Genomic DNA, 25022 nt, shown 5'->3' on the forward strand with positions numbered 1-25022 from the left:
CATGACCACCCCCACGAAGGAAGGTTCCGCCGCCGTGCAGGCCCGTCGCGTCCTCGTCCTCAACTCCGGCTCCTCATCGGTGAAGTACCAGCTCCTCGACATGGACGACCGCTCCCGGCTCGCGATCGGCCTGGTCGAGCGGATCGGCGAGGACACCTCCCGTCTGCTGCACACCCCGCTGACCGGTGGAGGCGCCGGGACACGCGAGCGCACGGGCAGGATCGCCGACCACGAGGCGGCGCTGAAGGCGGCGGCCGAGGAGCTGGCCGCGGACGGGCTGGGGCTGGACTCTCCCGAGCTGGCGGCGATCGGCCACCGGGTGGTGCACGGCGGCCTGCGTTTCACCGAGCCGACCGTGATCACCGACGAGGTGCTGGCGGAGATCGAGCGGCTCGTCCCGGTGGCGCCGCTGCACAACCCGGCGAACATCATCGGGATCCGTACCGCACAGGCGCTCCGCCCCGACCTGCCCCAGGTCGCCGTCTTCGACACCGCGTTCCACACGACGATGCCGGAGTACGCCGCGCGCTACGCGATCGACGTGGAGACCGCGGACGCCCACCGCATCCGCCGCTACGGCTTCCACGGCACCTCGCACGCGTACGTCTCCCGCAAGGCCGCCGAGCTGCTGGGACGTACCGCCGAGGAGGTCAATGTCATCGTGCTGCACCTGGGCAACGGCGCCTCGGCATCGGCGGTGGCAGGCGGCCGGTGCGTGGAGACGTCGATGGGACTGACCCCGCTGGAGGGGCTGGTGATGGGGACCCGGTCCGGGGACATCGACCCGGCGGTCACCTTCCATCTGAAGCGGGTGGCGGGGATGTCGGTCGACGAGATCGACGTCCTGCTCAACAAGAGGAGCGGTCTGGTCGGGCTCTGCGGGGACAACGACATGCGGGAGATCCGGCGCCGGATCGACGAGGGCGACGAGCGGGCGGCGCTGGCGTTCGACATCTATGTGCACCGGCTGAAGAAGTACATCGGCGCCTATTCGGCGGTCCTCGGGCGGGTGGATGCCGTGGTGTTCACGGCGGGGGTCGGGGAGAACTCGGCGCCCGTACGGGAGGCTGCGATCGCCGGTCTCGAAGGGTTCGGCCTCGCGGTGGACGCCGGTCTCAACGCCGTGCGGTCCGGTGAACCGAGGCTGATCTCGCCGGACTACGCGCGGGTCGCGGTCGCCGTGGTGCCGACGGACGAGGAACTGGAGATCGCCGGCCAGACCTTTGCGCTGGTCGAACGGCTCGGACGGACCGCGCAGCCCGGGCAGGCCGAACCGCTCGGACAGGTCGACAACTGAGCACCCCCGCGCCCCTTTGTATCTTCCACCAGCCGGAATATTCCGCAGCGAAACAAACCGATAGGATCCGCCTCATGCGCCGTTCCAAAATCGTCTGCACCCTCGGTCCCGCCGTCGACTCCCACGAGCAGCTCGTCGCTCTGATCGAGGCCGGCATGAGCGTGGCCCGATTCAACTTCAGCCACGGCTCCCACGAGGAACACCAGGGCCGTTACGACCGTGTCCGCCTGGCCGCCGCCGAGACCGGCCGGGCCGTCGGTGTACTCGCCGACCTCCAGGGCCCGAAGATCCGTCTGGCGAAGTTCGCCGAGGGTCCCGTCGAACTGGTCCGCGGGGACGAGTTCACCATCACCACCGAGGACGTCCCCGGTGACAAGTCGATCTGCGGTACGACCTACAAGGGACTGCCGGGCGACGTCGACAAGGGCGACCCGATCCTGATCAACGACGGAAACGTCGAGCTGAAGGTCGTCGAGGTCGAGGGTTCCCGGGTCAAGACCATCGTCATCGAGGGCGGGGTGATCTCCGACCACAAGGGGATCAACCTGCCGGGTGCGGCGGTCAACGTCCCGGCCCTGTCCGGGAAGGACGTCGAGGACCTCCGCTTCGCCCTGCGGATGGGCTGCGACCTGGTCGCCCTCTCCTTCGTGCGCGACGCCGACGACGTCAAGGACGTCCACAAGATCATGGACGAGGAGGGCCGCCGGGTCCCCGTCATCGCCAAGGTCGAGAAGCCGCAGGCCGTCGAGCACATGGAGGGCGTCGTCATGGCGTTCGACGGTGTGATGGTCGCCCGTGGCGACCTGGCCGTCGAGTACCCCCTGGAGAAGGTCCCGATGGTGCAGAAGCGCCTCGTGGAGCTCTGCCGGCGGAACGCCAAGCCGGTGATCGTGGCGACCCAGATGATGGAGTCGATGATCACCAACTCGCGGCCGACCCGCGCCGAGGCGTCCGACGTCGCCAACGCGATCCTGGACGGGGCCGACGCGGTCATGCTGTCCGCCGAGTCCAGCGTGGGCGCGTACCCGATCGAGACGGTCAAGACGATGTCGAAGATCGTCGTCGCCGCCGAGGAGGAGCTGCTCTCCAAGGGCCTGCAGCCGCTGGTCCCGGGCAAGAAGCCCCGTACCCAGGGTGGTTCGGTGGCCCGCGCGGCCTGCGAGATCGCGGACTTCCTGAACGGCAAGGCGCTGGTCGCCTTCACCAAGTCCGGTGACACGGCCCGCCGGCTCTCCCGCTACCGCGCCGCGCAGCCCATCCTGGCCTTCACCACCGACGAGTCCACCCGCAACCAGCTCGCGCTGAGCTGGGGCGTCGAGGCCCACGTCGTGCCGCACGTGGACAACACCGACGCCATGGTGGACCTGGTCGACGCGGAGCTGCTGAAGCTGAGCCGCTACAACGCCGGCGACACGATGGTCATCACGGCCGGTTCGCCCCCCGGCGTCCCCGGCACCACCAACATGGTCCGGGTGCACCACGTGGGCGGCGGCAGTCGCGACTGACGCGTCGCCCGCACCGGCATACAGCTGTGGCCCGCACCCCCTTCGACGGGGGTGCGGGCCACAGCCCTGTGCGGCTCCCTGACGGGTCCCCCAGTCACTTCATCAGCTGTTGCCGCCGGTGAAGTAGTTGTGCATCCCGGGCACCGTGAGCGTACCGCCGAACTGGCCGGCCTGGGTGACCTTCACGTCGGTGAAGAACGCGAACGGCACGTTCAGCGGCGGCGGGGTCTCGGGGCTGAACGTGATCGGGATGAGACCGAAGAGGTTGCCCTTCAGCTCCTCCGTGTACATCGTCACCGTGCCGTTGCGGATGGTGGACGTCGAGCCCTTCCGCGCCTGGACGTGGCCGGTGGTGCCGCCCGGCCCCTCGGTCAGCTGGTGCAGGTCCTTGATGTCGATGGACGACGCGGTGAACTTCAGCACCTTCTTCGTGGTGCCGTCGCCCTTCTCCACCTCGACGATGCCCTTGTAGTCGAGCCCGTTCAGGGTGAGCAGCGAACTCTCCAGGATCCACGGCTGGTTCGGAAGCCTGGGGATGCCCTGCTCCAGGTCCGCCGCGGCCAGCGCCTTGGGGTCTGCGGTGGGGCACGGGAACGGCTGTTTGGCGCCGTCCGGGATGTCGTCGTCGTTCTTGGGGTCGAGTCCCTTGGCGCTCTCGTCGAGATCCTTCACCGACGTGCCCGCCTTGTCGGCCGCGTCGCGGATGGCGTCGGCGGTCTTGCCGGCCGTGTCCTTCGCCGCGTCCGTCACCTCGGCCACGGGCTTCTCGGTGGGCTCGCTCGTCGCGGAGGCCGACGGCTTCGGGGACGCCGTGGTGGCGCTCGGGGACGGGCTCGCCGTCTCCTGGTCCGGTCCGTCCAAGAGGTCCCCCAGCGCGTCGCCGACGCCCAGCGGGTCGAGCGGGTTGTTCGTCGCGGTGGGCGACGGGGAGACGCTCGGCGTCGCGGGGGGCGCCACGCTCTGCTGGTCCGCCGCTCCGTTCGCCGACGGGGTCGCCGTCGGCTTGGGCGTCGCCTCGGGGCTCTGGTCTGCACCGCTGCCGCCGGCACCGGTGGACGCGCTGACGGACGGGGACGGCGTCTTCGTCTCCGACGCGGACGCCGAGGGCTCCGGCGACTGGCTCGGCTCGTCCGAACGCGTCACACAGGGGCCCGGCGCGAACGGGATGTCCGTCGCGTCGTCGGCCAGCGCGAGCTTGGGGGTGAGTCCCATCCCGACGAAGACAGCCGTCGGCATCGCGGCGAGCGCGAAGGCCTTGCCTGCGGGTATGTGCAGCTTCGTCAGCAGCGACTTCCTCGGGGCCGCGTGGCGCGGCCCGCTTCTCGCCCGGAGATCCTCGTCCCCGGTCGAGTTCAGCTGCGTCTCGTCACCCCGCACTGTTCCTCCCGCCGCCCGCGTCAACTTTGCCGTTCGTGCTGTCGTCGTTCCACGGACCGGGACCGGGGCTGTACGTCCCCGCGGCACCGTGCTGCGGGTCGGAACCGTCCGGCAGCGCACCGTCGGGCCCTGCCGGGTCCCTCGGGGAACGTCCGGGCTCGGCCGGCTGCTCGGCGACCGGCGTGCCCGGTGCCCAGGAAAGGGCGAGGCAGCCACCGATCATGGCGAGCAGGAATCCGATGAGGAACCCGCCGAGGTTGGACACCGGGATGGAGACCAGCGCCAGCAGGATCGAGGCGACGCCGGCGAAGACCCGGACGATTTGGTGGAACCACATGGTCAGACCGAGCGTGACCAGCAGTACACCGATGATCAGTGAGCCCGCACCCGCGGTGGTCGCCATGGCCAGCGTGAGGTGACCGATCTTGAGATTGGCGTACGGGAAGTACGCGATCGGCGCCCCACCGAGTGCGGTGAGCAGGCCCGCCCAGAACGGCCGGCTGCCCCGCCAGGCGCGGAAACGCTGCCGAAGGACGCGGGTGTAGTGCTCGTTCTGCCCCGTGGAGTCGGCGCTCATGGAAAACAGCTCCCTGGAACCGGTATTGCTGTGAAAGAAGAGGGAGCCGGTTGGGCGGAGCAGCGTGGCCGCTCCTCCGCCCGCCCGGACGGAGTGCTTAGTAGCACTCCTTGACGCCGTTGTAGAGGCGCATGCTCAGGCCGCTGAGCTTGAAGGTGCCGGCTGTGGTGGCCCACGCCCTCTGCTTCACGTTGTCGAGAATCGCGCGGTCCGCCTGCTGGGCGAAACCGTTCTCCTTGATGTTCTCGCCGGACTTGATGGCCGGACCCTTGCTGGCGTCCTTCGTCGCAACACCGATCTCGATGTTGGTGAACTTGGCATCGGCGTCCAGATCGGCGACGTCGAGGTACAGGTTCTCGGCGTGGACCGGGGTACCGCCGCCGCCGGCCTTCAGCATGAGGCTGACGGACCCGAGGACCGGGATGTCCGGCGTGACGACGGACTGGCACATGCCCGTGATGTCGGCCGACTTGAACGACGAGATCGCGACGGGGTGCACCGTCTTCTTGTCACCCTCGAGCTCCGCGTAGCCGACGTCTATGGCGCCGTACTGCGAGAAGCCCTTGCCGTCCAGGTGCTGCGCCGTCACCTTGAACGACTGGCCGGAGACGCTGAACGACGCGGCCAGCGCGCCCTGCGCCAAGGCCACACCGACGGCGGCCGTCGCGGCCACACTCGGAACCATGACGAGAGCGAACCGCTTCCATCTGGTCCCGCCACGAACTTGGGACTCCATGACTTTCCTCCTTCTCGGACGTACATCTCCGGTCCGGGCCGGAGCCCGTCCTGGGATGGGAGAAGTGCTACGTCCTCGGAAAGGAGAGCGCCGGAACCGGAGGCGTCAACCGCGTCCGAATCACTGGCGATCACCCCCGAGCGACAACCACTGGCCACGCGTTCGCGCAACCTGTTCGGACAGGCCCTGCCGGACGGCAGGAACCCCCCTGTCCGCGGTCGGCGCCACTGCCGCCGACCCACTCGGTGGGGACCCAATCGGCCGCCGCGCCGACTGGCGGTCGGGCTGGCGTCATCGGACCGAGCGTGGCCGATCGTGGTGCATTAGCGCCCGCGACACAAGGGGGTTCGTTACTCGCTAGTAACGGCCCGATAACCACGGCACGACAGGGCGGCGCCACCCGGCCACACAGGGTGGCATCCCTCGTAAGGAGGAAAGGGAGAATTGAGGTCCTTAAGCGGACAGAATCCCGCACACGATTTACTGGCAGTAACAGTCCGTGCTTTTATCAAGATTTGGTAAAGCGAGGGCGACTGTTGTCGCCGGATCGCGAAAACGGCCGTGACGCCCCCGGGGCGCCACGGCCGCGTTGTCACATCAGAACAAGACGCGCGCCAGCGCCGTGCGGGCCGCGACGACACGTGGATCGTCGGGGCCGATGACGTCGAAAAGCTCCAGCAGCCGCAGCCGCGCCGCGTCCCGGTCCTCGCCGAAATTCCGGCGGACGGTCTCGACGAGACGCCCGAAGGCATCCTCGACATGACCGCCGACCAGGTCCAGGTCGGCGGCGGCGATCTGCGCCGCCACATCGGCCGGCTTCTCGGCGGCGTCGTCGCGGACCTGCTGCGGGTCCATGTCCCGCACCCTGCCGAGCAGTTCGGCCTGGGCGAGGCCGAGCTTGGCCTCGGTGTTGGCCGGGTCGTCGGCGAGCACGTTCCTGTACGCCTGGACGGCGCCGCCGAAGTCATTGGCGTCCAGCGCCCGTACGGCCGCTTCGAGCAGTGCGTCGTACGGTCCCGCGGGCACCTCGGCCGGAGCCTGCCCGGCGTCCTCCGGGCCGGCGGCTTCCTGGTCGACCGCGATCCCGGTGAGCCCGAACCGCTCCTCGCCGACCTGGATCAGCTGGTCCAGCGTCTGCCGGATCTGGGTCTCGGGGGCCGCGCCCTGGAAGAGCGGTAGGGCCTGCCCGGCGACGACGGCGAAGACCGCCGGGATCCCCTGGATGCCGAACTGCTGCATCAGCATCTGGTTGGCGTCGACATCGACCTTGGCGAGCACGAAGCGGCCGTTGTACTCGTGGGCCAGGCGCTCCAGGAGCGGGCCCAGCTGCTTGCACGGCTCGCACCACTCGGCCCAGAAGTCGATGACAACGGGGACCTCGACGGAGCGCTGGAGGACATCGCGCTCGAAGCCCGCCTCATCGACATCGATCACCAGGGAGGACGGGGGGGCGGCGCCGCCGCCGCCCCCCTGCCGGGCGGCCTCGGCGCGGGCCTGCTCCGCCTTCACCTTGGCCTCGCCGGCCGCCTTCACCGCGGCGAGGTCGACGACGCCGCTCATGGACATGTTCCTAGGCTGCATACGTACATCCTCCCCCCTCGGCACGCTGTTCCGGAAAGCGATCCGGGATCCGCATCCGTCCGTGGTACCCGCCGGCGTGCGGGACACGCGGACCTCAGCGGTCCAATGCCCCTCGAAGGGCCTGTTCTCGGCGCCGGGTCCCCACCCGGCACATGTGGCTGTCGTTCGCTCGTGGCGTGACAACGGCCTGGCCGTCGTCCTTACGCTACGGCCCGTAGCGTAACTGTCCCGCACGCCTCACGCACAGGAGTGTCCGGTGATCTGTCTCACGGCGAACGCGACCGGCCGGTTCTTCTTACTGGCGGGTATGGTCACGGCATGCTGAGCCACCCCGAACCCGCGCGAACGGGACGACCGCGCAGCGCCGCGGCCGATGAGGCCATCCTGGAGGCCTGCCGCGCGTCCCTGGTCGACCTCGGCTGGTCGAAGCTGACGATGGGCGATGTGGCGACGCGGGCCGGGGTCGCCAAGACGACGCTCTACCGGCGCTGGGCGGGCAAGAACGAACTGGTCGTGGACGCTGTCGCGGCCCTCTTCGACGAGCTGGAACTGCCGGACCTGGGCAGCCTGTCGGCCGATGTGCAAAACGTGGTGCTGCAGTTCGCGGCGCTGCTGGACCGCCCGGAGACCAGGACGGCGCTGATGGCCGTGGTCGCCGAGTCGACCCGTGACGACGCGCTGCGGGCCCGGATCCGCGATTCGATCGTGGACCGGCAGAAGCGGCTCGTGCTGCTGGGACGGCAACGGGCGCAGCAGCGCGGCGAGCTGCCCGTCGAACCGGACGAGGCGTCGGCGGCCTCGACCGCCGACCTGATCTTCGATGTGATCGCCGGTGCGGTCGTCCACCGGACGCTGGTGAGCGCCGAGCCCGTCGACGAGGACTGGGCCCGGCGCTTCACCGTTCTGCTGCTTGCGGGGCTGGGCGCGGCAGCCGCCACGTAGCGGGCGGCCCCGAAGCCCCTCAGAAGCCGGGCGGCTCGGTGTACGTGCCCCACTCGTCCCGCAGGACCCCGCAGATCTCACCGAGCGTCGCCTCGGCCCTGACCGCGTCCAGCATCGGTCCGATCATGTTCGAGCCGTCACGGGCGGCGGCCAGCATCGCGTCCAGCGAGGCGCGGACCCGGGCGTCGTCGCGGGCGGCCTTGCGGACGGCGAGCTCGCGGACCTGCTCGCGCTCGACCTCGTGGCTGACCCGCAGGATCTCCAGGTCGCCGGTGACCGAGCCGTGGTGGACGTTGACGCCGACGACGCGCTTGTCGCCCTTCTCCAGCGACTGCTGGTACCGGAACGCGGACTCGGCGATCTCGCCGGTGAACCAGCCGTCCTCGATGCCGCGCAGGATGCCGGAAGTCATGGGCCCGATGGGGTGCTGCCCGTCCGGGTGCGCCCTGGTGCCGCGCTCCTTGATCCGGTCGAAGATCTTCTCGGCGTCGGCCTCGATCCGGTCGGTCAGCTGCTCGACGTACCAGGAACCGCCCAGCGGGTCGGCGACGTTGGCGACGCCGGTCTCCTCCATCAGCACCTGCTGGGTGCGCAGGGCGATCTCCGCCGCCTGCTCGGACGGGAGCGCGAGGGTCTCGTCGAGGGCGTTGGTGTGCAGCGAGTTGGTGCCGCCGAGGACGGCGGAGAGCGCCTCGACCGCGGTCCGTACGACGTTGTTGTACGGCTGCTGGGCGGTCAGGGAGACCCCTGCGGTCTGGGTGTGGAAGCGGAGCCACTGCGCCTTGTCGGTCTTCGCCCCGTACACCTCCTTCATCCAGCGGGCCCAGATCCGGCGGGCGGCGCGGAACTTGGCGATCTCCTCGAAGAAGTCGAGGTGCGCGTCGAAGAAGAAGGAGAGACCGGGGGCGAAGGTGTCGACGTCGAGCCCCCGGGAGAGGCCGAGCTCCACGTAGCCGAAGCCGTCGGCGAGGGTGTAGGCGAGCTCCTGCGCGGCCGTCGCCCCGGCCTCGCGGATGTGGTAACCGGAGACCGAGAGCGGCTTGTACGCGGGGATGTCGCGCGCGCAGTGCTCCATCAGGTCGCCGATGAGGCGCAGATGGGGTTCGGGCTGGAAGAGCCACTCCTTCTGCGCGATGTACTCCTTGAAGATGTCGGTCTGGAGCGTGCCGTTGAGCACCCCCGGGTCGACGCCCTGGCGCTCGGCGGCGACCAGGTACATGCAGAAGACGGGGACGGCGGGTCCGCTGATCGTCATGGATGTCGTGACGTCGCCGAGCGGGATGTCCTTGAAGAGGACCTCCATGTCGGCGGCGGAGTCGATGGCGACACCGCAGTGCCCGACCTCGCCGAGCGAGCGCGGCTCGTCGGAGTCGCGGCCCATCAGCGTCGGCATGTCGAAGGCGACGCTGAGCCCGCCGCCGCCCGCGGCGAGGATCATCTTGTACCGCTCATTGGTCTGCTCGGCGTTGCCGAAGCCGGCGAACTGGCGGATGGTCCAGGTGCGGCCGCGGTAGCCGGTCGGGTAGAGCCCCCGGGTGAAGGGGTACTCGCCGGGCCAGCCGATCCGCTCGAATCCCTCGTACGTGTCCCCGGGACGGGGCCCGTACGCGGGCTCCACCGGGTCCCCGGAGAGCGTGGTGAAGTCCGCGTCACGCTTGCGGGCCTTGTCGTAACGGGCCTGCCAGCGTCGGCGGCCTTCCTCGATCGCGTCAGCGTCCATGGACCCCAATTTACTAGGACGTCCTAGTAAATGTCGATGCCGAACCGCCCGGTGCTTTGCACGGGGCGGTTCGGGTCAGGCTTTGGCGGTCACCGGGGAGCCGTCCGCGATCAGCGGCTCGACCTCCTGGACGACCTTGCGCTCGACGAAGAACGCGGCCGTCGGGATCGTGCCGGAGATCAGCACCCAGAGGAGCTTGCCGAGCGGCATCTTCGCCTTGGAGCCCAGGTCGAAGGCGAAGATCAGGTAGATGATGTACAGCACACCGTGGATCTGGGAGACGACGAGCGTCAGCCCCGCACCGGTGTCGAAGCCGTACTTGAAGACCATGCAGGTGCAGAGCACCAGCAACATGACGGCGGTGACGTAGGCCATCACCCGGTACCGGGTCAGCACACTGCGTTTCATGACGTCGAGCGTAACCGGGCGCCGGGGGCGATCTTGCAGCGGGCCGGGGGCGCGCGGCGCTACTTCTCCTCGAAGTCCTTGGCCGCGATCCGCAGTGGGCGCAACAGTGCGAAGATCTCCGCGCACTCCTCGGCGTCGTACACCCCGAGCCCGAACTCCATGTCCACCAGGTCCCGGGTGGCCGCCTCGACGACCTCGCGGCCCTTGTCGGTGATCGAGGCGAGGGTGCCGCGGCCGTCGTTCGGGTTGGGGCGCTTGTCGACCAGACCGGACCTGACCAGCCGGTCCACGGTGTTCGTGACGGAGGTGGGGTGGACCATCAGCCGCTCGCCGATCTTGGACATCGGCAGCTCACCGGCCTTGGAGAAAGTGAGCAGCACCAGCGCCTCGTACCGCGCGAAGGTCAGCCCGTACGGTTTGACGACCGCGTCGACCTCGGCGAGCAGGATCTGCTGCGCACGCATGATCGAGGTGATCGCCCCCATCGAGGGGACAGGACCCCAGCGCTGCTGCCAGAGTTCGTCGGCGCGGGCGATGGGGTCGAACGGGAGACTGAGCGGCTTCGGCACGGCATCGACCTTACCCACTGGTCATATGCTGGTCAGCCCCGTCTCGAACTTCGGTCCGAGGACCGTGAGCGGGTTCCGTGCTCCTGACCTCGCGGACGAGGACGAGCGTGCACACCGTACCGATCACGGCCGCCCCGGCGACCACCTGATGTACGGGGAGGAATTCGGCGGCGAGCCCGGCGAGGGCCATGCCGACGCCCTGGATCGTCATGAGCCCGGCGGTGAGCAGGGTCATGGCCCTGCCCCGCAGCTGCTCCGGGACGGCGTCCACGAACCACTGGTCGAGACCGATGACGTACGCCGCCCCCACCCCGGCCAGCGCGAGCGCGACGGCACTCAGGACCATGCCGGGACGGAACCCGTACAGCAGGAGGGGCAGCAGCCCGGCGGCGGCGACCGGCAGCACGATCCTGGAGCGCAGGCGCGGGGCGAGCACCGCGCCCACGTACAGCTCGGCGCCGATGTGGCCGACCGGCATCGCGCACATCAGCAGTCCGAGCGCGGCCGGGCCGACGCCGATCTCGTCCGCATACGGTGCGGCGAGCGCCTCCGGTGCCACGACGAACATCGGCGGGAGCCAGAAGAGCAGCAGCAGGGCGCGGATCCTGCGGTCGGCGAGGACGGTACGGGCTCCGGCGAGCGAGTCCTTGAGCAGGGCGCCGCCTGCGTCGCCGCCGCTCCGGGCGGGCCGGTCCCGGGTCCCGAAGCGGAGCAGCGCCGCCGAGCAGAGGAAGGTCCCGACGGTGATGGTGATCGCCCCGCGCGCGGACACCGCGGCGAGCAGCACACCGCCCACGCCGAAGCCGAGCAGCATCGCGCTCTGCGACACGATCCGCAGCAGGGAGCGGCCCAGTACATAGAGGTCGCCATCACCGAGGATGTCGGTGAGCGCGGCCATACGCGTCCCGGTGAAGACGGGCGACACGGAGGCGACGAGACAGCGCAGCGCGAGAAGCCCGCCGACGGGGGTGCCGGGCAGCACCATGACGGCGACACAGCCCGCGCAGATCAGATCGCAGATGACGAGGACCCGGCGGGCGGGGTAGCGGTCGGCGACCCCGGCGAAGAGCGTGCCGCCGACGAGATACGGGAGGAGACCGAGCGCGAAGGTGAGGGCGCTGAGCAGGGGCGAGCCGGTGAGGTCGTAGACGAGGACGGTGAGCGCGATCTCGCTGACGACGACACCGAGGAGGGAGAGCAGGTGTGCGGCGAAGACGGCACGGAACTCCCGTACGGCGAAGACGGCGCGGTAGCCGCGGGGTGTGCCGGGGTCCGGGGCAAAAGCCGGAGCCCGGAGCGCGGGCGACGGGTTCGGGTCAATGGGGTCGGCGCGCTCCGGGGCCGAGGCCGGGGACGGCGCCGCTCCTGCGGGGCGGACGTTCGCGGCGCGGCATGCGGCTGACGGGTCCTGGGGTGAGGGGCTCGTCGGGCCGCTCGGGGGGTCCACCGCGTCGCGTGGGCTGCCCGCCGGGGCGGGGCTGTTGCTCGGCATGGACGCAGCGTGGAGGAGTACGGCCCGCACTCCATAAACTTTCGGCTGACACCGAATCTCCGCGAGGTGCGCCGATGCCGTTCCATCTGCATTTCGACGAGAGCGATCTGCTGCGCTGCAGGTTCGCCCTCTCCCCGCTCTGGGAGACGCAACAGGCGGTCCGCACCCTCCTGCGCCCCGGGCGGCACGGCTACCACGAGCCGTGGCTGCGGCGCATCCGGAGCGCCGCCGCCGGGCTCGACCTCGGGCCGCTGTGGTCGCTGATGCCGGAGAGCGGACACAATCCGGACTTTCTTTCCCTGCCACCGCTCGGGCCGTATGCCTCGTTCGAGGAGGAGATCGCCGGGGTACGCGCCATCGGCCCCGAGCTCGTCCGTGAGGATCTGGCGCTGACGCTCGCCTGTGTGCCGGGGGCGCTGGACTCCCCCGCCGGACGGGCGATACTCGACGACCCCGCCCGCGCACAGCGGGAGCTGTCCGCGCTTCTGGAACAGGCGTGGCGGGTCCTGGTCGAGCCGGACTGGCCGCGGTTGCGCGCGTTGCTGGAGGCGGACATCGCGTACCACTCGCGTCGGCTCGCCGCGGTCGGCTTCGCGCGGCTGCTCGGTGAGTTGAGTCCCCAGCTCAGCTGGGCGGACTCGACGCTCACGCTCGTCGGGATGCGGGGCCGCCACTCCCGGGTGCTCGGCGGGCAGGGTCTCGTCCTGATGCCGAGCGTCTTCGCCTGGCCGGATGTGGTCAGCGGGTACGAGCCGCCCTACCAGCCCGCGGTGATCTATCCGGCGCGCGGGATCGGTGGTCTGTGGACGGAACCCGCCGGCCGTACGCCACAGACGCTCGCACGGCTGCTCGGGCGGGCGCGGGCCGACATCCTGTGCATGCTCGACGAACCGGCGGGGACGAGCGCCCTCGCCCACCGGCTCGGCCTGGCGCCGTCCTCCGTGTCGGAGCATCTGTCCGTGCTGCGGGCGGCCGGGCTGCTGACCTCGCGGCGGTACGGGCACCAGGTGCTGTACGAGCGGACGCCGCTCGGGATCGCGCTGGCGGTGGAGCCCGAAACGCACCACGGGTGACGGAGACCCCCCTCGCCGTGCGGCGCGGGGGGTCTCCGGATGATGCGGAGAGACGTCAGCCGGCGAGGTACCGCTCGACCGTCTCGACCTTGGAGGTCAGACCGTCGGTGACACCGGGCCGGATATCGGCCTTCAGTACGAGGGAGACACGTCCGGCACGGGCCTCGACGGCCGCGACGGCGCGCTTGACGACGTCCATGACCTCGTCCCACTCACCCTCGATGGAGGTGAACATGGCGTCCGTGCGGTTGGGCAGCCCCGACTCGCGGACGACCCGGACGGCGTCGGCGACGTACTCGCCGACATCCTCGCCGACCCCCAGCGGGCTGACGGAGAAGGCGACGATCACGCGCTGACCACGCCTTCCCGGCGGGCGCGGGCGGCGATGACCCCGTCGGCCTCGTAGCGCTTCAGTACCTTGTCGCCGTACAGCCCGCCGAACGGCAGCAGCGCCAGCAGGAAGAAGAACGCGACGCGCTTGAACGGCCACTTGGTCTTGGACCAGACGTCCAGCAGCAGGACGGCGTAGGTCACGAAGAGGACGCCGTGCAGCATGCCGAGCGGCATCATCAGGAAGTCGATGTCCGAAACGCGGCTGAGGATCGAGCCAAAGATGATCAGCGCCGGGAAGGAGAGCGCCTCGGGAATCGAGATGAGGCGCAGCCGGTGCAGGGCGGTAGCGGTCTTGATGTCCACGAGGGCACCTTCGGTGGGAGGGTCGTCACAGCTTGTGAATACAGGCACAATCGTGTCCCATTGTGGCATCGTCACCCACCGGGTCCGGGGGCGGGGGCCGGTTGACACTCCGGGGAACGTATCGGCGCATATCAGGGTCGACTCAGGGTCCGGATAGGCCCACAGACCCTGTCGGACCCAGGCCCCCTGCCGCTACCGTCACGGGGTGGCAATGTTCCGACTCCAAGGCAGCAAGACGCTCGCCGTCGATCTGACCGGCGACGCCGTCAAGGCGAAGAACGGCTCGATGGTCGCGTACGACGGCCGGATGGCGTTCAAGAAGATGTCCGGCGGCGGTGAGGGCATCCGCGGCATGGTGACCCGTCGGCTGACCGGCGAGCAGATGACCGTGATGGAGGTGACCGGGCAGGGCACCTGCTACTTCGCCGACCGCGCGAGCGAGATCAACCTCGTCTCGCTGCGCGGCGAGAAGCTCTACGTGGAGGCGAGCAACCTGCTCTGCACCGATGCCGGGCTGCGCACCGGCACCACCTTCACCGGGCTGCGCGGCGGGGCGACCGGCAACGGCCTGTTCACCACCACCGTCGAGGGCACCGGCCAGGCGGCGATCATGTCGGACGGTTCGGCCGTGGTGCTGCGGGTGACCGCCCAGTACCCGCTGTTCGTCGACCCCGGCGCGTACATCGCCCACCAGGGCAATCTGCAGCAGCACTTCCAGTCCGGGGTCAACTTCCGGACGCTGATGGGCGAGGGCTCGGGCGAGTCGTTCCAGATCAGATTCGAGGGCGAGGGACTCGTCTACGTGCAGCCGAGCGAGCGGAACACCATCGGGGGCGATGTCTGATGCCGTTCCGCGAGATCAACTCGAAGATGGTCGAGGCGACAGTGGTCCCCGGCCAGAAGATGTACAGCCAGCGCGGCGCGATGCTCGCATACCGCGGCGAGGTGTCGTTCACCCCGAACATCCAGGGCGGCCAGGGCGGCGTGATGTCGATGATCGGCCGCCGGATGGCCAATGAGGCGACGCCGCTGATGACCGTCGAAGTTCCCCTCGGGCCTGGCGGCCCTGGGGAGACCCCATGCGGCACGGTGATGTTCGGCCACGGCGGCCATCACATCCAGGTCATCAACCTGGCCGGCGACACCCTGTACGTGGAGGCCGACCGGCTGCTCGCCTTCGACGGGACCCTGCAGCAGGGCACGATGTTCATGGGGTCGCAGGGCGGGGTCATGGGCATGGTGCGCGGCCAGGTGACCGGGCAGGGCCTGTTCACCACGACGCTGAAGGGTCATGGCGCGGTCGCGGTGATGGCACACGGCGGGGTGATCGAGCTGCCCATCACGCCGGGCCGCGAGGTGCATGTGGACCCGCAGGCCTATGTCGCCCACCACGGCGACGTACGCAACAAGCTCTCCACCGCGCTCGGCTGGCGCGACATGGTGGGGCGCGGCTCCGGCGAGGCGTTCCAGCTGGAGCTGAGCGGCAGTGGCGCGGTGTACGTCCAGGCGTCGGAGGAGAAGCTGTGAGCACGCCCGTGATCTTTGACCCGATGACGCTGCCGTCGGACGACAACGTCAATGCGTACACCTTCTGTGTGGAGCTCAAGGGGAGCCAGTGGTTCCTGCAGAAGGGCAAGATGATCGCCTACTACGGGCGGATCGAGTTCAACGGCATCGGCCACGGACGCTTCGAACGGCTGATCCGGACGAGCTTCCACTCGCCGCTGCACGCGAGCGACTGGGTGGTGGCCGAGGGAAGCGGCAAGATGCTGCTCGCCGACCGGGCCTTCGACGTCAACTCGTACGACCTGGACGACGGGAACCTGACGATCCGGTCCGGCAACCTCCTCGCGTACCAGCCGACGCTGGCGCTCAAGCAGTCGATCGTGCCGGGCTTTCTCACGCTGATCGGCACGGGCAAGTTCGTGGCCGCGTCCAACGGCCCGGTGGTCTTCATGGAGCCGCCACTGCGGGTCGATCCGCAGGCGCTGGTGGGCTGGGCGGACTGCCCCTCGCCGTGCCACCACTACGACCACGGCTACATGACGGGCGTGATGGGCGGGCTCAGGTCGCTGACCGGGATCGGCGGGACGTCGGGCGAGGAGCACCAGTTCGAGTTCGTCGGCGCGGGTACGGTGCTGCTCCAGTCGACCGAGGTCCTGATGGCGGAGCAGCCGACAGGGGCGACGCCGCAGCAGGCAGGGGTCCCGGGTGGCGGCGCGGGTCAACCTGGCGCCAACCCCCGTCTGCCCGGCCAGCTGGGGGACCTCCAGCGTCGCTTCGGTTTGTGAACGGTAGACTTCGGAGTGTGACGGCGACCGCCTGCGCCCAGCGCTGGAGCCGTTTCCGGAGCCGTTTCCGGAACCGGCGCCCCGGGCCGGTGCCGGGCGTCACAGAACTCCACTTCGTCCGGCTTTCAACTTCTTAGGTAGAATCCCCATATGGAGACCGAGACGGCCACCCAGTGGCTGAGCGACGCGGAGCAGTGCGCCTGGCGCACCCACCTGGACGTCAGCAGGCTGCTGATGCACCAGCTGGAGAAGGACCTCCAGCCGTTCGGCCTGACCAACAACGACTACGAGATCCTGGTGAACCTCTCGGAGTCGGAGGACCAGCGCATGCGGATGAGCGACCTGGCCGCGGCCACGCTGCAGTCCAAGAGTAGGCTCTCGCACCAGATCACCCGCATGGAGACGGCGGGGCTGGTCCGCCGGGAGAACTGCGAGTCCGACCGGCGCGGTCTGTACGCGGTGCTCACGGAGACGGGCGCGGAGACGATGCAGAAGGTCGCGCCGCACCATGTCGCATCGGTGCGCAAGCACTTCATGGACCTTTTGACGCCGGAGGCACTGGCGGACCTGCACGCGGCGCTGACGCCGGTTGCGGAGCATTTGCGAGGGCGGCGGGGTAAGCCGTAGCGCCCGCCGGGCGCGCTTGTGCGGGGCAAGCCGATGCACGGGGCAAGCCGTTGCACGGGGCGCGGCGTTGCACGGGGCGCGGCGTTGCACGGGGTGCGGCGTTGCACGGGGGTGCGGCGTTGCACGGGGGTGCGGGCTCTGCCCTCAGTCGCCGGAGGGGCTTGATTCCGTTCCGGGCAGGCGCAGTGCGAAGCGGGCGCCGCCCTCGTCCCGGGACCACCGCGGACCGCCCGGACGACGGCCGCCACGGGGACGACCACGGGGACGACCGATCAGAGCCCGTACCCCGAGACCACCTGCCCTGTGGCGAAGATCAGAAAGTTCATGTCGCCGCTCGCGATCAGCGCCGGCTCGGTCTTCTTCTCGGGCCAGCCGGTGTAGCGCTTCCCGCTCCTGCTGTCGTTGTTCCCCTCCGCGTGCAGGTCGTACGCCTCCATCGACGTCTCTGTGGTGACAACGACCTGGTCACCCACCACATGGGGCGTGCCGTCGAAGCCGAGTGTGTCACCGCTGGTCCACTTCAGCCCGCCGTCGGCGAGAGCGTACGCGTACATCTGGTTCTCGGCAGTCACGACGACCGTGCCGTCATTCGAGACGGCGGGCCGCCTGATGGCATGGATCCCTTCGGCAATCGTCCGCCCAGCCTTCTGCGGGGAGTTCACATCGATGACGTTCAGGCCGGCGTCGGCCGTGCAGAGCAGCTCGTGCCCGGCGAGCACCGGTGAGCCGCACCGGTCTCCACCGTTCTCCACGTGTCCGGCCGGCCGGCCGCTCGCAGCGTCCAGAACATCGAGGGAGCGGCCCACCACGACGACCCGGTCCCCGGCGGCGGCCAGCGTGACGTCGCCACCGTCGACCGGGCGCGTCCACAGCTGCGCACGGTCGCCGGTGAGTCGACGGGCATACAGCTTCCCTGCCGATGCGCCTTCGTCCTGGGTGACGTACAGGAGGACGCCGTCCTTCTCGATGGCGGTGGTGGCGCGCTGCCCGGCGGGAAGCGGCAGGCTCCACACCTCGTGACCGTCCCGGACGCGGAACGCGACGAGGCGGTCACCTACGAAGGCGTAGGCAGTGTCCTTCACGGCCCCACCCATCAGCGCCGTCCCCGTCCCCGCACGCGTCTTCCACAGCTGTGAGCCGTCCGCGGCATTCAGCGCGGTGACGCCACCGGTTCCGGCGCAGACCAGCACCGCACCGGCCAGCACACATCCCACTTCGCCGTCCGCGACTTTCGCGCTCCAGGGCTGCCAGTCGGCCGACCGGAGCGAGCGGTCCGCGCCCGCGCTCCCGAAGTCTCCGGTGTGCCCCGCGTCCGCGGCGGGTACGACGACCGGTCCGGTCGGCCGTTTCGCGGCGGGCGCGGCCGCGGACTCGCTCGGGCTCGCGCCGGTCGCCGCACCACCGCCGCTTCCGCCCGGCTTGAACAGACCGGGCAGGAGCACGACGCCCAGCACGAGACATACGACGACAGCGGCGACCGCCCCTCCCCTGCGCAGCCGCTTGCTCCGGGATGCGCCCCCCGCCGCGGTCGTGCCCACTGCAGGGGCGTAACCGGGGAAGGTCGGCGTGCGAGCAGGGGGCACAGGCGCGGGCATCGGCCGGTCCGCCCACGCCGGTGGAGCCGCGTCGGCACAGGCGCGGGCATCCGCCTCGTACGAGGCGAGCTGCGCCCGCACCCCGTCCGTCCACACGAATGCCCCCGGCGCCGCTTCCCCCGGCTGCAACAGGGCGATCAGTTCCTGGGGGGTCGGGCGGTCGGCAGGGCCACTGCTGAGGCATCGCTCGATCACCGCACGCAACTGCGCCGGCACACCGGCCAGTTCGGCATCCCCCTGGGAGATCCGGAAGATCACGGCCGCCATGTCGGAGTCGTCGAACGGCCCCCGTCCGCTCGCCGCGAAGGCGAGGACTGCGCCGAGGCAGAACACATCGGACGCCGGTACGAGCGCCCGCGAGCCGCCCACGTGCTCGGGCGAGATGTAGCCCGGGCTGCCCACCACGACGCCGGTCCGGGTCAGCTGAGTGGCGTCGAAGGCCTGGGCGATCCCGAAGTCGATCACCTTCGGCCCGTGGGCGCCCAGCAGCACATTGCCGGGCTTGAGATCGCGGTGGAGTACGCGCACGGCGTGCATGTCGGCGAGCGCACGGGCAAGACCGGCGCCCAGCGCCCGTACCAGCGGCTCCGGCAGCGGACCGCTGCGCGTGACCGCTTCGGCGAGCGAGGGTCCGGGGACATACTCCGTCGCCAGCCAGGGCAGCCGGTCGCCCGGGTCGCCACCGACGAGGGCCGCGGTGTGCGGACTGCGTACGAGCCCGGCGGCATCGATCTCGCGGCGGAAACGGATGCGGAAGCCGTCGTCGAGGTCCAGATCGGCGCGGATGGTCTTCAGCGCGACCAGACGCCCGTCCTCGGGCACGACCGGCCTGGCCAGATACACCTCGCCCATGCCGCCCGCGCCCAGCAGCCCGAGCAGCTGGTACGGGCCGATCACCCGGCGTTGTCCAGCCGGAAGCGGCTCGATCACCGCGCACTCCACTTCACCCGGGGACGGCTCATTCGGGCAGCGGCACGGAGACCGCCATGCCCTGGTCGTAGATCACGTGCACCACGCCGCCGACCGGCAGGAGGACCGGGTCGAGCAGCTCCTTCTCGAAGTCCACGCCGTTCGTGACGGCGTCGTACGCCGGCGCGACCGTCGGGCCCGGCGCCCCGTCGAGCACCGTCCGGCGGACCGCGCCCGGCCTGCCGTCCCTGCCGAGCGGCACGGTGTACAGCGCGGAGCTGTCCGCCCACACCACGCGGCCCGCCACGATCATGGGGTCGGAGGTGGGGTTCGAGCGGCCGCCCGGCGCCGACAGTTTCAGCGGGTACCGGCCGACGGCGCTCTCGTCCGCCCCGCCGACCACGATCATCTGCGGCTGGGCGGCACCGGCTTCGTCGGTGGCTTCGAGCGACTGCCGCCGCAAGGTCACGACGTTGTCGGCGACCGCGCCCAGCAGCGTGTCGGCGACGGATTCCTTGGGCAGCCGGTATTCGTCCGGCTCGCCCAGCCCCGGTCCCTTCAAGCGCAGAAGGGTCAGGTCGTCCCGGAAGCTGCCGCGTTCACCGGTGGACACATAGGTCGGGCAGAAGACCGCGGATCCGCGCACTCGGACGGAGCCGCACCCGCTGTCGGGAATCCCGTCACCTGCGGTCTGCATCGTCCGTCCGGCGGCCGTGCCGAGCACAGTGCCGTCCTTGATCCGATAGGCCCTCACACCATCCGATGTCATGGCGTAGAGCGCCCCGCCCTGGGCGGCGAGCGGCCAGTAGTTGCGCTTCTCGAAAGAGGCCAGCTCCTTCTTGGCCAGCGGTGCGCGCCACTTCTCCGTCCCGGTCCGCAGGTCGTACGCCAGGAGCTCTGTGCCTTCGGGCAGTTGCAGCGACGCGACGAAGACCATGCCGTCGGCGACCAGCGGTTTGCTCTCCGGCGTATAGGCCCCGCCGGCCCGCGCGTCCCAGCGGACCTTGCCGGTCCTGGCGTCCAGGACCTGCACCCGCTGCGCCGCGACGATCACGACGGTGTCGCCGGAAACGGCGGGACGGGTGGCGCCCGTGGGCATGAAGAACTGCCCGCGCGGCCCGTAGCCGGCGGAATGTCCGGTCTCCCCCGTGTCCCGGGACCACAAGTGCCTGCCGTCGGCTGCCGACAGCGCCTCATAGGTGCCGTCCACCATCCGGCACACGACTACGCGGTTGCCCGCCGTGCAGCCCAGCGGAGGCTTGGTGAACTTCCCCCGCCAGGGCTTCCATCCCGCGGGACGGACCTGGCGGCCGTACGGAACCGTGCCCGAGCCGTCCAGTCCACCGTCCTCGTCCACTCCGGCGACCATGGTGACGGGCGCGGGCGAACTCCCCCCGGGAGAAGCGATGTTGTTGCCACGGTCGTTGTTGCGCAGGGCCAGGATCGCGCCTGTCGCCGCACCCGCGAGGACCAGTGCCGCCAGAGCGGCCGCCAGAGCGCGCCGCCGGGGCGGGCCTCCGGCCTGGGGGAGCCCGGGACCCTGCGTGTGCGCGACATGCAGACCCGGCGCGAAATCAGTTCCCTGGGTGGGCAGTTGATGGATCGGCGCCCGGCTGCCGGTGGCCGCCTCGGTCGGCGTGTAGCCGGGCAGCAGCGGTCCGTCGAGGGTACGGACCCGGGCCAGTTCCCTGCCGTACTCGGCGATGTGCTGCCGCACCGGCTCGGGCCACTGCTGCGCTGCGCCCGGGGCGAGCCGCTCGGCGAGTCCGGCGGCGGTGGGGCGGTCGGCGGGGTCGGCGGCCAGGCAGTCGGCGAGTACGGCGCGCAGCGCGTCCGGTACGCCTTCGAGATCGGCCTCGACGTACTTGACCCGGTAGAGCACGGCGGCTACCGGCCCGTCGCCGAAGGGATCGCGGCCGGTGGCGGCGAAGCAGAGCACGGAAGCGAGAGAGAAGACGTCGGAGGCGAAGGTGACGCGCCCGCTGCCCGCCACGTGTTCCGGGGACATGAAGGAGGGGCTGCCGACCATCCGGCCGGTGGTGGTCAGCGGGGTGGCGTTGCCGTCCCGCGCGATCCCGAAGTCGATGACCCGCGGACCGTCCTCGGCCAGCATCACATTGCCGGGCTTCACATCCCGGTGCACGACCCCGGCCGCATGGACGGCCGCGAGCGCGCGGGCGAGCCCGGCGCCGAGCATCCGCACCTCGCCCTCGTCCATCGCACCGGCCCGGCGGACCGCGGCGGACAGGGTCGGCCCGGCCACGTATCCGGTGGCCAGCCAGGGCACTTCGGAGTCTGCGTCCCCGTCGAGCAGCGGGGCAAGGAAGGGGCTGGTGACGGAACGGGCGACCGCGATCTCGCGGCGGAAACGGTGACGGAAGCCGGGGTCCTGCGCCACATCGCGGCGCACCGTCTTGAGGGCGACAGGATCCCCGCCGTCGCCCGGGTCTCCGAGGAAGACCTCCCCCATGCCGCCCGCGCCGAGCCGGGCCCGTATCTCGTACGGCCCGATCCGTCTGGGCGAGTCCTCACGCAGCGGCCCCAGCATGTGTCGCTTCCCCCCGGTGTGCATGACACGTGTGGTCCGTCATCCTGCCATGCGCCGGTCACGGCCCGCGCAAGGCTCCGGTGCGGACGACTCACCCGAACGGCTGACGAGGGCGAGCGGGCGAGGGGCGGCCCGCACGCCACCCCTCGCCCCCCGGTACCCGCCTGTCAGGACTCGCCCGTGATCCCCGCCACCAGTTCGTCCGCCGCCGCGTACGGGTCCAGGCGGCCCGCCACGATGCGTTCGGCCAGGGCGCCGAGGCGGCGGTCGCCGTGCAGGTCGCCGATGCGTTCGCGGAGTCTGGTGACCGCGATCGTCTCGACCTCACCGGCCGCGCGCGCCGTGCGGCGCTCGGTCAGGACGCCGTGCTCCTCCATCCACGCCCGGTGCTTCTCCAGGGCCTCGACGACCTCGTCGATGCCCTCGCCCCGGGCGGCGACCGTCTTCACGATCGGCGGCCGCCAGTCGCCGGGGCCGCGGGACTCCCCGAGACCCAGCATGTGGTTGAGCTCGCGGGCGGTGGCGTCCGCGCCGTCCCGGTCGGCCTTGTTGACGACGTACACGTCGCCGATCTCCAGGATTCCGGCCTTCGCCGCCTGGATGCCGTCGCCCATGCCGGGCGCGAGGAGCACCACCGAGGTGTCGGCCTGGGCGGCGATCTCCACCTCCGACTGGCCGACGCCGACAGTCTCCACCAGGATCACGTCGCAGCCTGCCGCGTCCAGCACCCGGATCGCCTGCGGCGCCGACCAGGCGAGGCCGCCCAGGTGGCCGCGGGTGGCCATGGAGCGGATGTAGACGCCGGGGTCGGAGGCGTGCTCCGACATCCGGACCCGGTCGCCGAGGAGCGCGCCGCCGGAGAACGGCGACGACGGGTCGACGGCGAGGACGCCGACCCGCTTGCCGGCCCGCCGGTACGCCGAGACGAGCGCCGAGGTCGAGGTCGACTTGCCGACACCCGGTGAACCGGTGAGCCCGACGACGTACGCGTTCCCGGTCAGCGGCGCGAGGGCCGCCATCACCTCGCGCAGCTGCGGCGACGCCCCCTCCACGAGGGAGATGAGCCGGGCCACGGCCCGCGGCCGGCCTTCACGGGCCTGCTCGACCAGGGTGGGGACGTCCACTATCAACCGCTCCGTTCGGTTTGCTCTGCGCGTACGTGACGAGGACTACTTGCCCGGGACGCGGATGATCAGCGCGTCGCCCTGACCGCCGCCACCGCACAGCGCCGCCGCACCCGTGCCGCCGCCGCGCCGCTTCAGCTCCAGCGCCAGGTGCAGCACCACGCGGGCGCCGGACATCCCGATCGGGTGACCGAGCGCGATGGCGCCGCCGTTGACGTTCACCTTTTCCGGGGAGACGCCGAGGTCCTTCATCGACTGGACGGCGACGGCCGCGAACGCCTCGTTGATCTCGATGAGGTCGAGGTCCTCGACGCTCAGGCCGTCCTTCTTCAGCGCGTGCTTGATCGCGTTGGACGGCTGCGACTGGAGCGAGTTGTCCGGGCCGGCCACGTTGCCGTGGGCGCCGATCTCGGCGATCCAGTCCAGGCCCAGGTCCTCGGCCTTGGCCTTGCTCATCACGACGACCGCGGCGGCGCCGTCGGAGATCTGCGAGGAGGTGCCCGCGGTGATCGTGCCGTCCTTGGTGAAGGCCGGGCGGAGCTTGCCGAGGGACTCGACGGTCGTCTCGGCGCGGATGCCCTCGTCCTTGGAGAAGAGGATCGGGTCGCCCTTGCGCTGCGGGATCTCGACCGGGGTGATCTCGGCCTCGAAGAGACCGTTCTTCTGGGCGGCGGCGGCGCGCTGGTGGGACAGGGCGCCGATCTCGTCCTGGTCGGCGCGGCTCAGACCGAGGCGGGTGTTGTGCTTCTCGGTGGACTCGCCCATCGGGATGTTCTCGTAGGCGTCGGTCAGACCGTCGTACGCCATCGAGTCGAGCATCTCGATCGCGCCGTACTTGTAGCCCTCACGGGACTTCGGGAGCAGGTGCGGGGCGTTGGTCATGGACTCCTGGCCGCCGGCGACGACGACGTCGAATTCACCCGCGCGGATCAGCTGGTCGGCCAGGGCGATGGCGTCGAGGCCGGAGAGGCAGACCTTGTTGACGGTGAGCGCGGGAACGTTCATCGGGATACCGGCCTTGACCGCGGCCTGGCGTGCCGGCATCTGCCCCGCCCCGGCCTGGAGCACCTGGCCCATGATCACGTACTCGACCTGGTCGCCGCCGATACCGGCCCGGTCCAGCGCGGCCTTGATGGCGAAGCCGCCGAGATCGGCTCCGGAGAAGCTCTTCAGGGAGCCGAGAAGACGGCCCATGGGCGTACGGGCGCCCGCGACGATCACTGAGGTGGTACCGGTCGTTCCAGACATGAGGCACGGCCCCTTGGATTAGATGTGAACGAGGGTTTACTCGAATGTACTGAGCGGTACGCCGCCCGTCATCCAGCAGCGGGTGTGATCGCGCGCACGTTGCGTAACCATCGGTGGAGCGCTCCACTGTTGTCCATGCTGACGCGAATCGACCACATCGGAATCGCCTGTTTCGACCTTGACAAAACTGTCGAGTTCTACCGCTCGACCTACGGCTTCGAAGTCTTCCACTCCGAGGTAAACGAGGAGCAGGGCGTACGCGAGGCCATGCTCAAGATCAACGAGACCTCGGACGGCGGTGCCTCGTACCTCCAGCTCCTGGAACCCACCCGCGAGGACTCGGCCGTCGGAAAATGGCTGGCCAAGAACGGCGAGGGGGTCCATCACATCGCCTTCGGCACCGCAGACGTCGACGAGGACGCCGCGGACATCCGTTCCAAGGGCGTCAGGGTGCTGTACGACGAGCCCAGGACCGGGTCGATGGGGTCGCGGATCACCTTCCTGCACCCCAAGGACTGCCACGGCGTACTCACCGAACTGGTCACGTCCCGGGCGGAGCACTGACCTCCGGATACCCGGCCCGGTAGAGTGGGCGGTTCCGGGCCGGGGCCGGGTCGGGGCCGCGCCGCGTCCCCAGCCGTTGATCTGTCACCATTCCCCGGGGGACCGTTCGCCGGCGAGCGGTACTCGTTTGGAGAGTTGCGACC

At 70.3% G+C, this 25022-nt stretch carries 23 protein-coding genes; 9 read left to right on the forward strand and 14 right to left on the reverse strand.

The window, feature by feature from the left end; translation table 11 throughout:
• Position 1 precedes the first annotated feature (1 nt).
• Positions 2-1297, forward strand: coding sequence for an acetate kinase (locus OH809_RS13925; protein WP_406515158.1), 1296 nt, complete (start codon positions 2-4; stop codon positions 1295-1297).
• Positions 1298-1371: 74 nt separating this feature from the next.
• Complete coding sequence (gene pyk, locus OH809_RS13930; protein WP_406515159.1) at positions 1372-2802, forward strand: pyruvate kinase; 1431 nt, start codon at positions 1372-1374, stop codon at positions 2800-2802.
• Between the two features lie 102 nt (positions 2803-2904).
• Here the strand turns inward: pyk and OH809_RS13935 are convergent, their stop codons facing one another.
• From OH809_RS13935 to OH809_RS13950, 4 genes are all read right to left on the reverse strand, one after another.
• Positions 2905-4179 (reverse strand): hypothetical protein, encoded by a 1275-nt coding sequence (locus OH809_RS13935; protein WP_406515160.1) that lies wholly within the window; start codon positions 4177-4179, stop codon positions 2905-2907.
• Positions 4169-4756, reverse strand: a complete 588-nt coding sequence (locus tag OH809_RS13940) for a DUF6114 domain-containing protein (RefSeq protein ID WP_406422102.1) — start codon at positions 4754-4756, stop codon at positions 4169-4171. Before OH809_RS13940 ends, OH809_RS13935 begins: the two co-directional genes overlap by 11 nt.
• Positions 4757-4853: 97 nt before the next feature.
• Positions 4854-5492: a DUF6230 family protein gene (locus tag OH809_RS13945; protein ID WP_406422101.1), complete on the reverse strand. Its 639-nt coding sequence runs from the start codon at positions 5490-5492 to the stop codon at positions 4854-4856.
• A gap of 597 nt (positions 5493-6089) precedes the next feature.
• Complete coding sequence (locus OH809_RS13950; RefSeq protein ID WP_406515161.1) at positions 6090-7073, reverse strand: tetratricopeptide repeat protein; 984 nt, start codon at positions 7071-7073, stop codon at positions 6090-6092.
• A gap of 318 nt (positions 7074-7391) precedes the next feature.
• On the opposite strand from OH809_RS13950, the gene OH809_RS13955 reads away from it, so the two are divergent.
• Positions 7392-8015 carry a TetR/AcrR family transcriptional regulator gene (locus tag OH809_RS13955; RefSeq protein ID WP_406422099.1) on the forward strand — a complete coding sequence of 208 codons (624 nt, stop codon included), beginning with the start codon at positions 7392-7394 and terminating at the stop codon, positions 8013-8015.
• 19 nt (positions 8016-8034) lie between these two features.
• Here OH809_RS13955 and OH809_RS13960 read toward each other — a convergent pair whose 3' ends face one another.
• The 4 genes from OH809_RS13960 to OH809_RS13975 all read right to left on the reverse strand — a co-directional run bounded on the left by OH809_RS13960 (position 8035) and on the right by OH809_RS13975 (position 12204).
• Positions 8035-9735, reverse strand: coding sequence for a methylmalonyl-CoA mutase (locus OH809_RS13960; protein ID WP_376664614.1), 1701 nt, complete (start codon positions 9733-9735; stop codon positions 8035-8037).
• Positions 9736-9810: 75 nt separating this feature from the next.
• Positions 9811-10143, reverse strand: coding sequence for a DUF3817 domain-containing protein (locus OH809_RS13965; protein ID WP_366689545.1), 333 nt, complete (start codon positions 10141-10143; stop codon positions 9811-9813).
• A 59-nt stretch (positions 10144-10202) separates the two neighbouring features.
• Positions 10203-10712 (reverse strand): MarR family winged helix-turn-helix transcriptional regulator, encoded by a 510-nt coding sequence (locus OH809_RS13970; RefSeq protein ID WP_406425201.1) that lies wholly within the window; start codon positions 10710-10712, stop codon positions 10203-10205.
• 10 nt (positions 10713-10722) lie between these two features.
• Positions 10723-12204: an MFS transporter gene (locus OH809_RS13975; protein WP_406422097.1), complete on the reverse strand. Its 1482-nt coding sequence runs from the start codon at positions 12202-12204 to the stop codon at positions 10723-10725.
• A 74-nt stretch (positions 12205-12278) separates the two neighbouring features.
• Here OH809_RS13975 and OH809_RS13980 point away from each other — a divergent pair, with 74 nt between their 5' ends.
• Positions 12279-13277 (forward strand): DUF5937 family protein, encoded by a 999-nt coding sequence (locus tag OH809_RS13980; RefSeq protein ID WP_406422096.1) that lies wholly within the window; start codon positions 12279-12281, stop codon positions 13275-13277.
• 55 nt (positions 13278-13332) lie between these two features.
• On the opposite strand, the gene OH809_RS13985 is transcribed toward OH809_RS13980, so the two are convergent.
• Together OH809_RS13985 and OH809_RS13990 are read right to left on the reverse strand one after the other, a co-directional pair.
• Positions 13333-13626: an MTH1187 family thiamine-binding protein gene (locus OH809_RS13985; RefSeq protein ID WP_030916057.1), complete on the reverse strand. Its 294-nt coding sequence runs from the start codon at positions 13624-13626 to the stop codon at positions 13333-13335.
• Positions 13623-13973, reverse strand: a complete 351-nt coding sequence (locus OH809_RS13990) for a DUF3817 domain-containing protein (RefSeq protein WP_037689361.1) — start codon at positions 13971-13973, stop codon at positions 13623-13625. Before OH809_RS13990 ends, OH809_RS13985 begins: the two co-directional genes overlap by 4 nt.
• 211 nt (positions 13974-14184) lie before the next feature.
• Between OH809_RS13990 and OH809_RS13995 the strand changes: the two genes are divergently transcribed.
• The 4 genes from OH809_RS13995 (at position 14185) to OH809_RS14010 (ending at position 16891) form a co-directional block, all read left to right on the forward strand.
• Positions 14185-14817, forward strand: a complete 633-nt coding sequence (locus tag OH809_RS13995) for an AIM24 family protein (RefSeq protein WP_037689357.1) — start codon at positions 14185-14187, stop codon at positions 14815-14817.
• A complete protein-coding gene (locus OH809_RS14000) occupies positions 14817-15500 on the forward strand; it encodes an AIM24 family protein (RefSeq protein WP_406422095.1) in 684 nt (227 codons plus the stop codon). Before OH809_RS13995 ends, OH809_RS14000 begins: the two co-directional genes overlap by 1 nt.
• Complete coding sequence (locus OH809_RS14005; RefSeq protein WP_327244299.1) at positions 15497-16264, forward strand: AIM24 family protein; 768 nt, start codon at positions 15497-15499, stop codon at positions 16262-16264. The genes OH809_RS14000 and OH809_RS14005 overlap by 4 nt, the downstream gene beginning before the upstream one ends.
• Positions 16265-16414: 150 nt before the next feature.
• Positions 16415-16891 carry a MarR family winged helix-turn-helix transcriptional regulator gene (locus tag OH809_RS14010; protein WP_406422094.1) on the forward strand — a complete coding sequence of 159 codons (477 nt, stop codon included), beginning with the start codon at positions 16415-16417 and terminating at the stop codon, positions 16889-16891.
• A 272-nt stretch (positions 16892-17163) separates the two neighbouring features.
• Here the strand turns inward: OH809_RS14010 and OH809_RS14015 are convergent, their stop codons facing one another.
• The 4 genes from OH809_RS14015 to OH809_RS14030 form a co-directional block, all read right to left on the reverse strand.
• Entirely contained in the window at positions 17164-19416 is a 2253-nt protein-coding gene (locus tag OH809_RS14015) for a protein kinase domain-containing protein (protein ID WP_406515162.1), read from the reverse strand.
• Positions 19417-19444: 28 nt separating this feature from the next.
• Positions 19445-21943, reverse strand: a complete 2499-nt coding sequence (locus tag OH809_RS14020; protein WP_406422092.1) for a protein kinase domain-containing protein — start codon at positions 21941-21943, stop codon at positions 19445-19447.
• Between the two features lie 167 nt (positions 21944-22110).
• Positions 22111-23070, reverse strand: coding sequence for a methylmalonyl Co-A mutase-associated GTPase MeaB (gene meaB, locus OH809_RS14025; RefSeq protein ID WP_406425199.1), 960 nt, complete (start codon positions 23068-23070; stop codon positions 22111-22113).
• 42 nt (positions 23071-23112) lie between these two features.
• On the reverse strand, positions 23113-24315 hold the full coding sequence (locus tag OH809_RS14030; RefSeq protein ID WP_406515163.1) for an acetyl-CoA C-acetyltransferase: 1203 nt from the start codon (positions 24313-24315) through the stop codon (positions 23113-23115).
• 135 nt (positions 24316-24450) lie between these two features.
• On the opposite strand from OH809_RS14030, the gene mce reads away from it, so the two are divergent.
• The gene (gene mce, locus OH809_RS14035; RefSeq protein WP_384042351.1) at positions 24451-24879 is read left to right on the forward strand and encodes a methylmalonyl-CoA epimerase; all 429 of its coding nucleotides are present in this window, start codon (positions 24451-24453) and stop codon (positions 24877-24879) included.
• Positions 24880-25022: the final 143 nt, after the last annotated feature.

The sequence above is a fragment of the Streptomyces sp. NBC_00873 genome, assembly GCF_045207415.1.
In the GTDB taxonomy this organism is placed as follows: Bacteria; Actinomycetota; Actinomycetes; order Streptomycetales; family Streptomycetaceae; genus Streptomyces.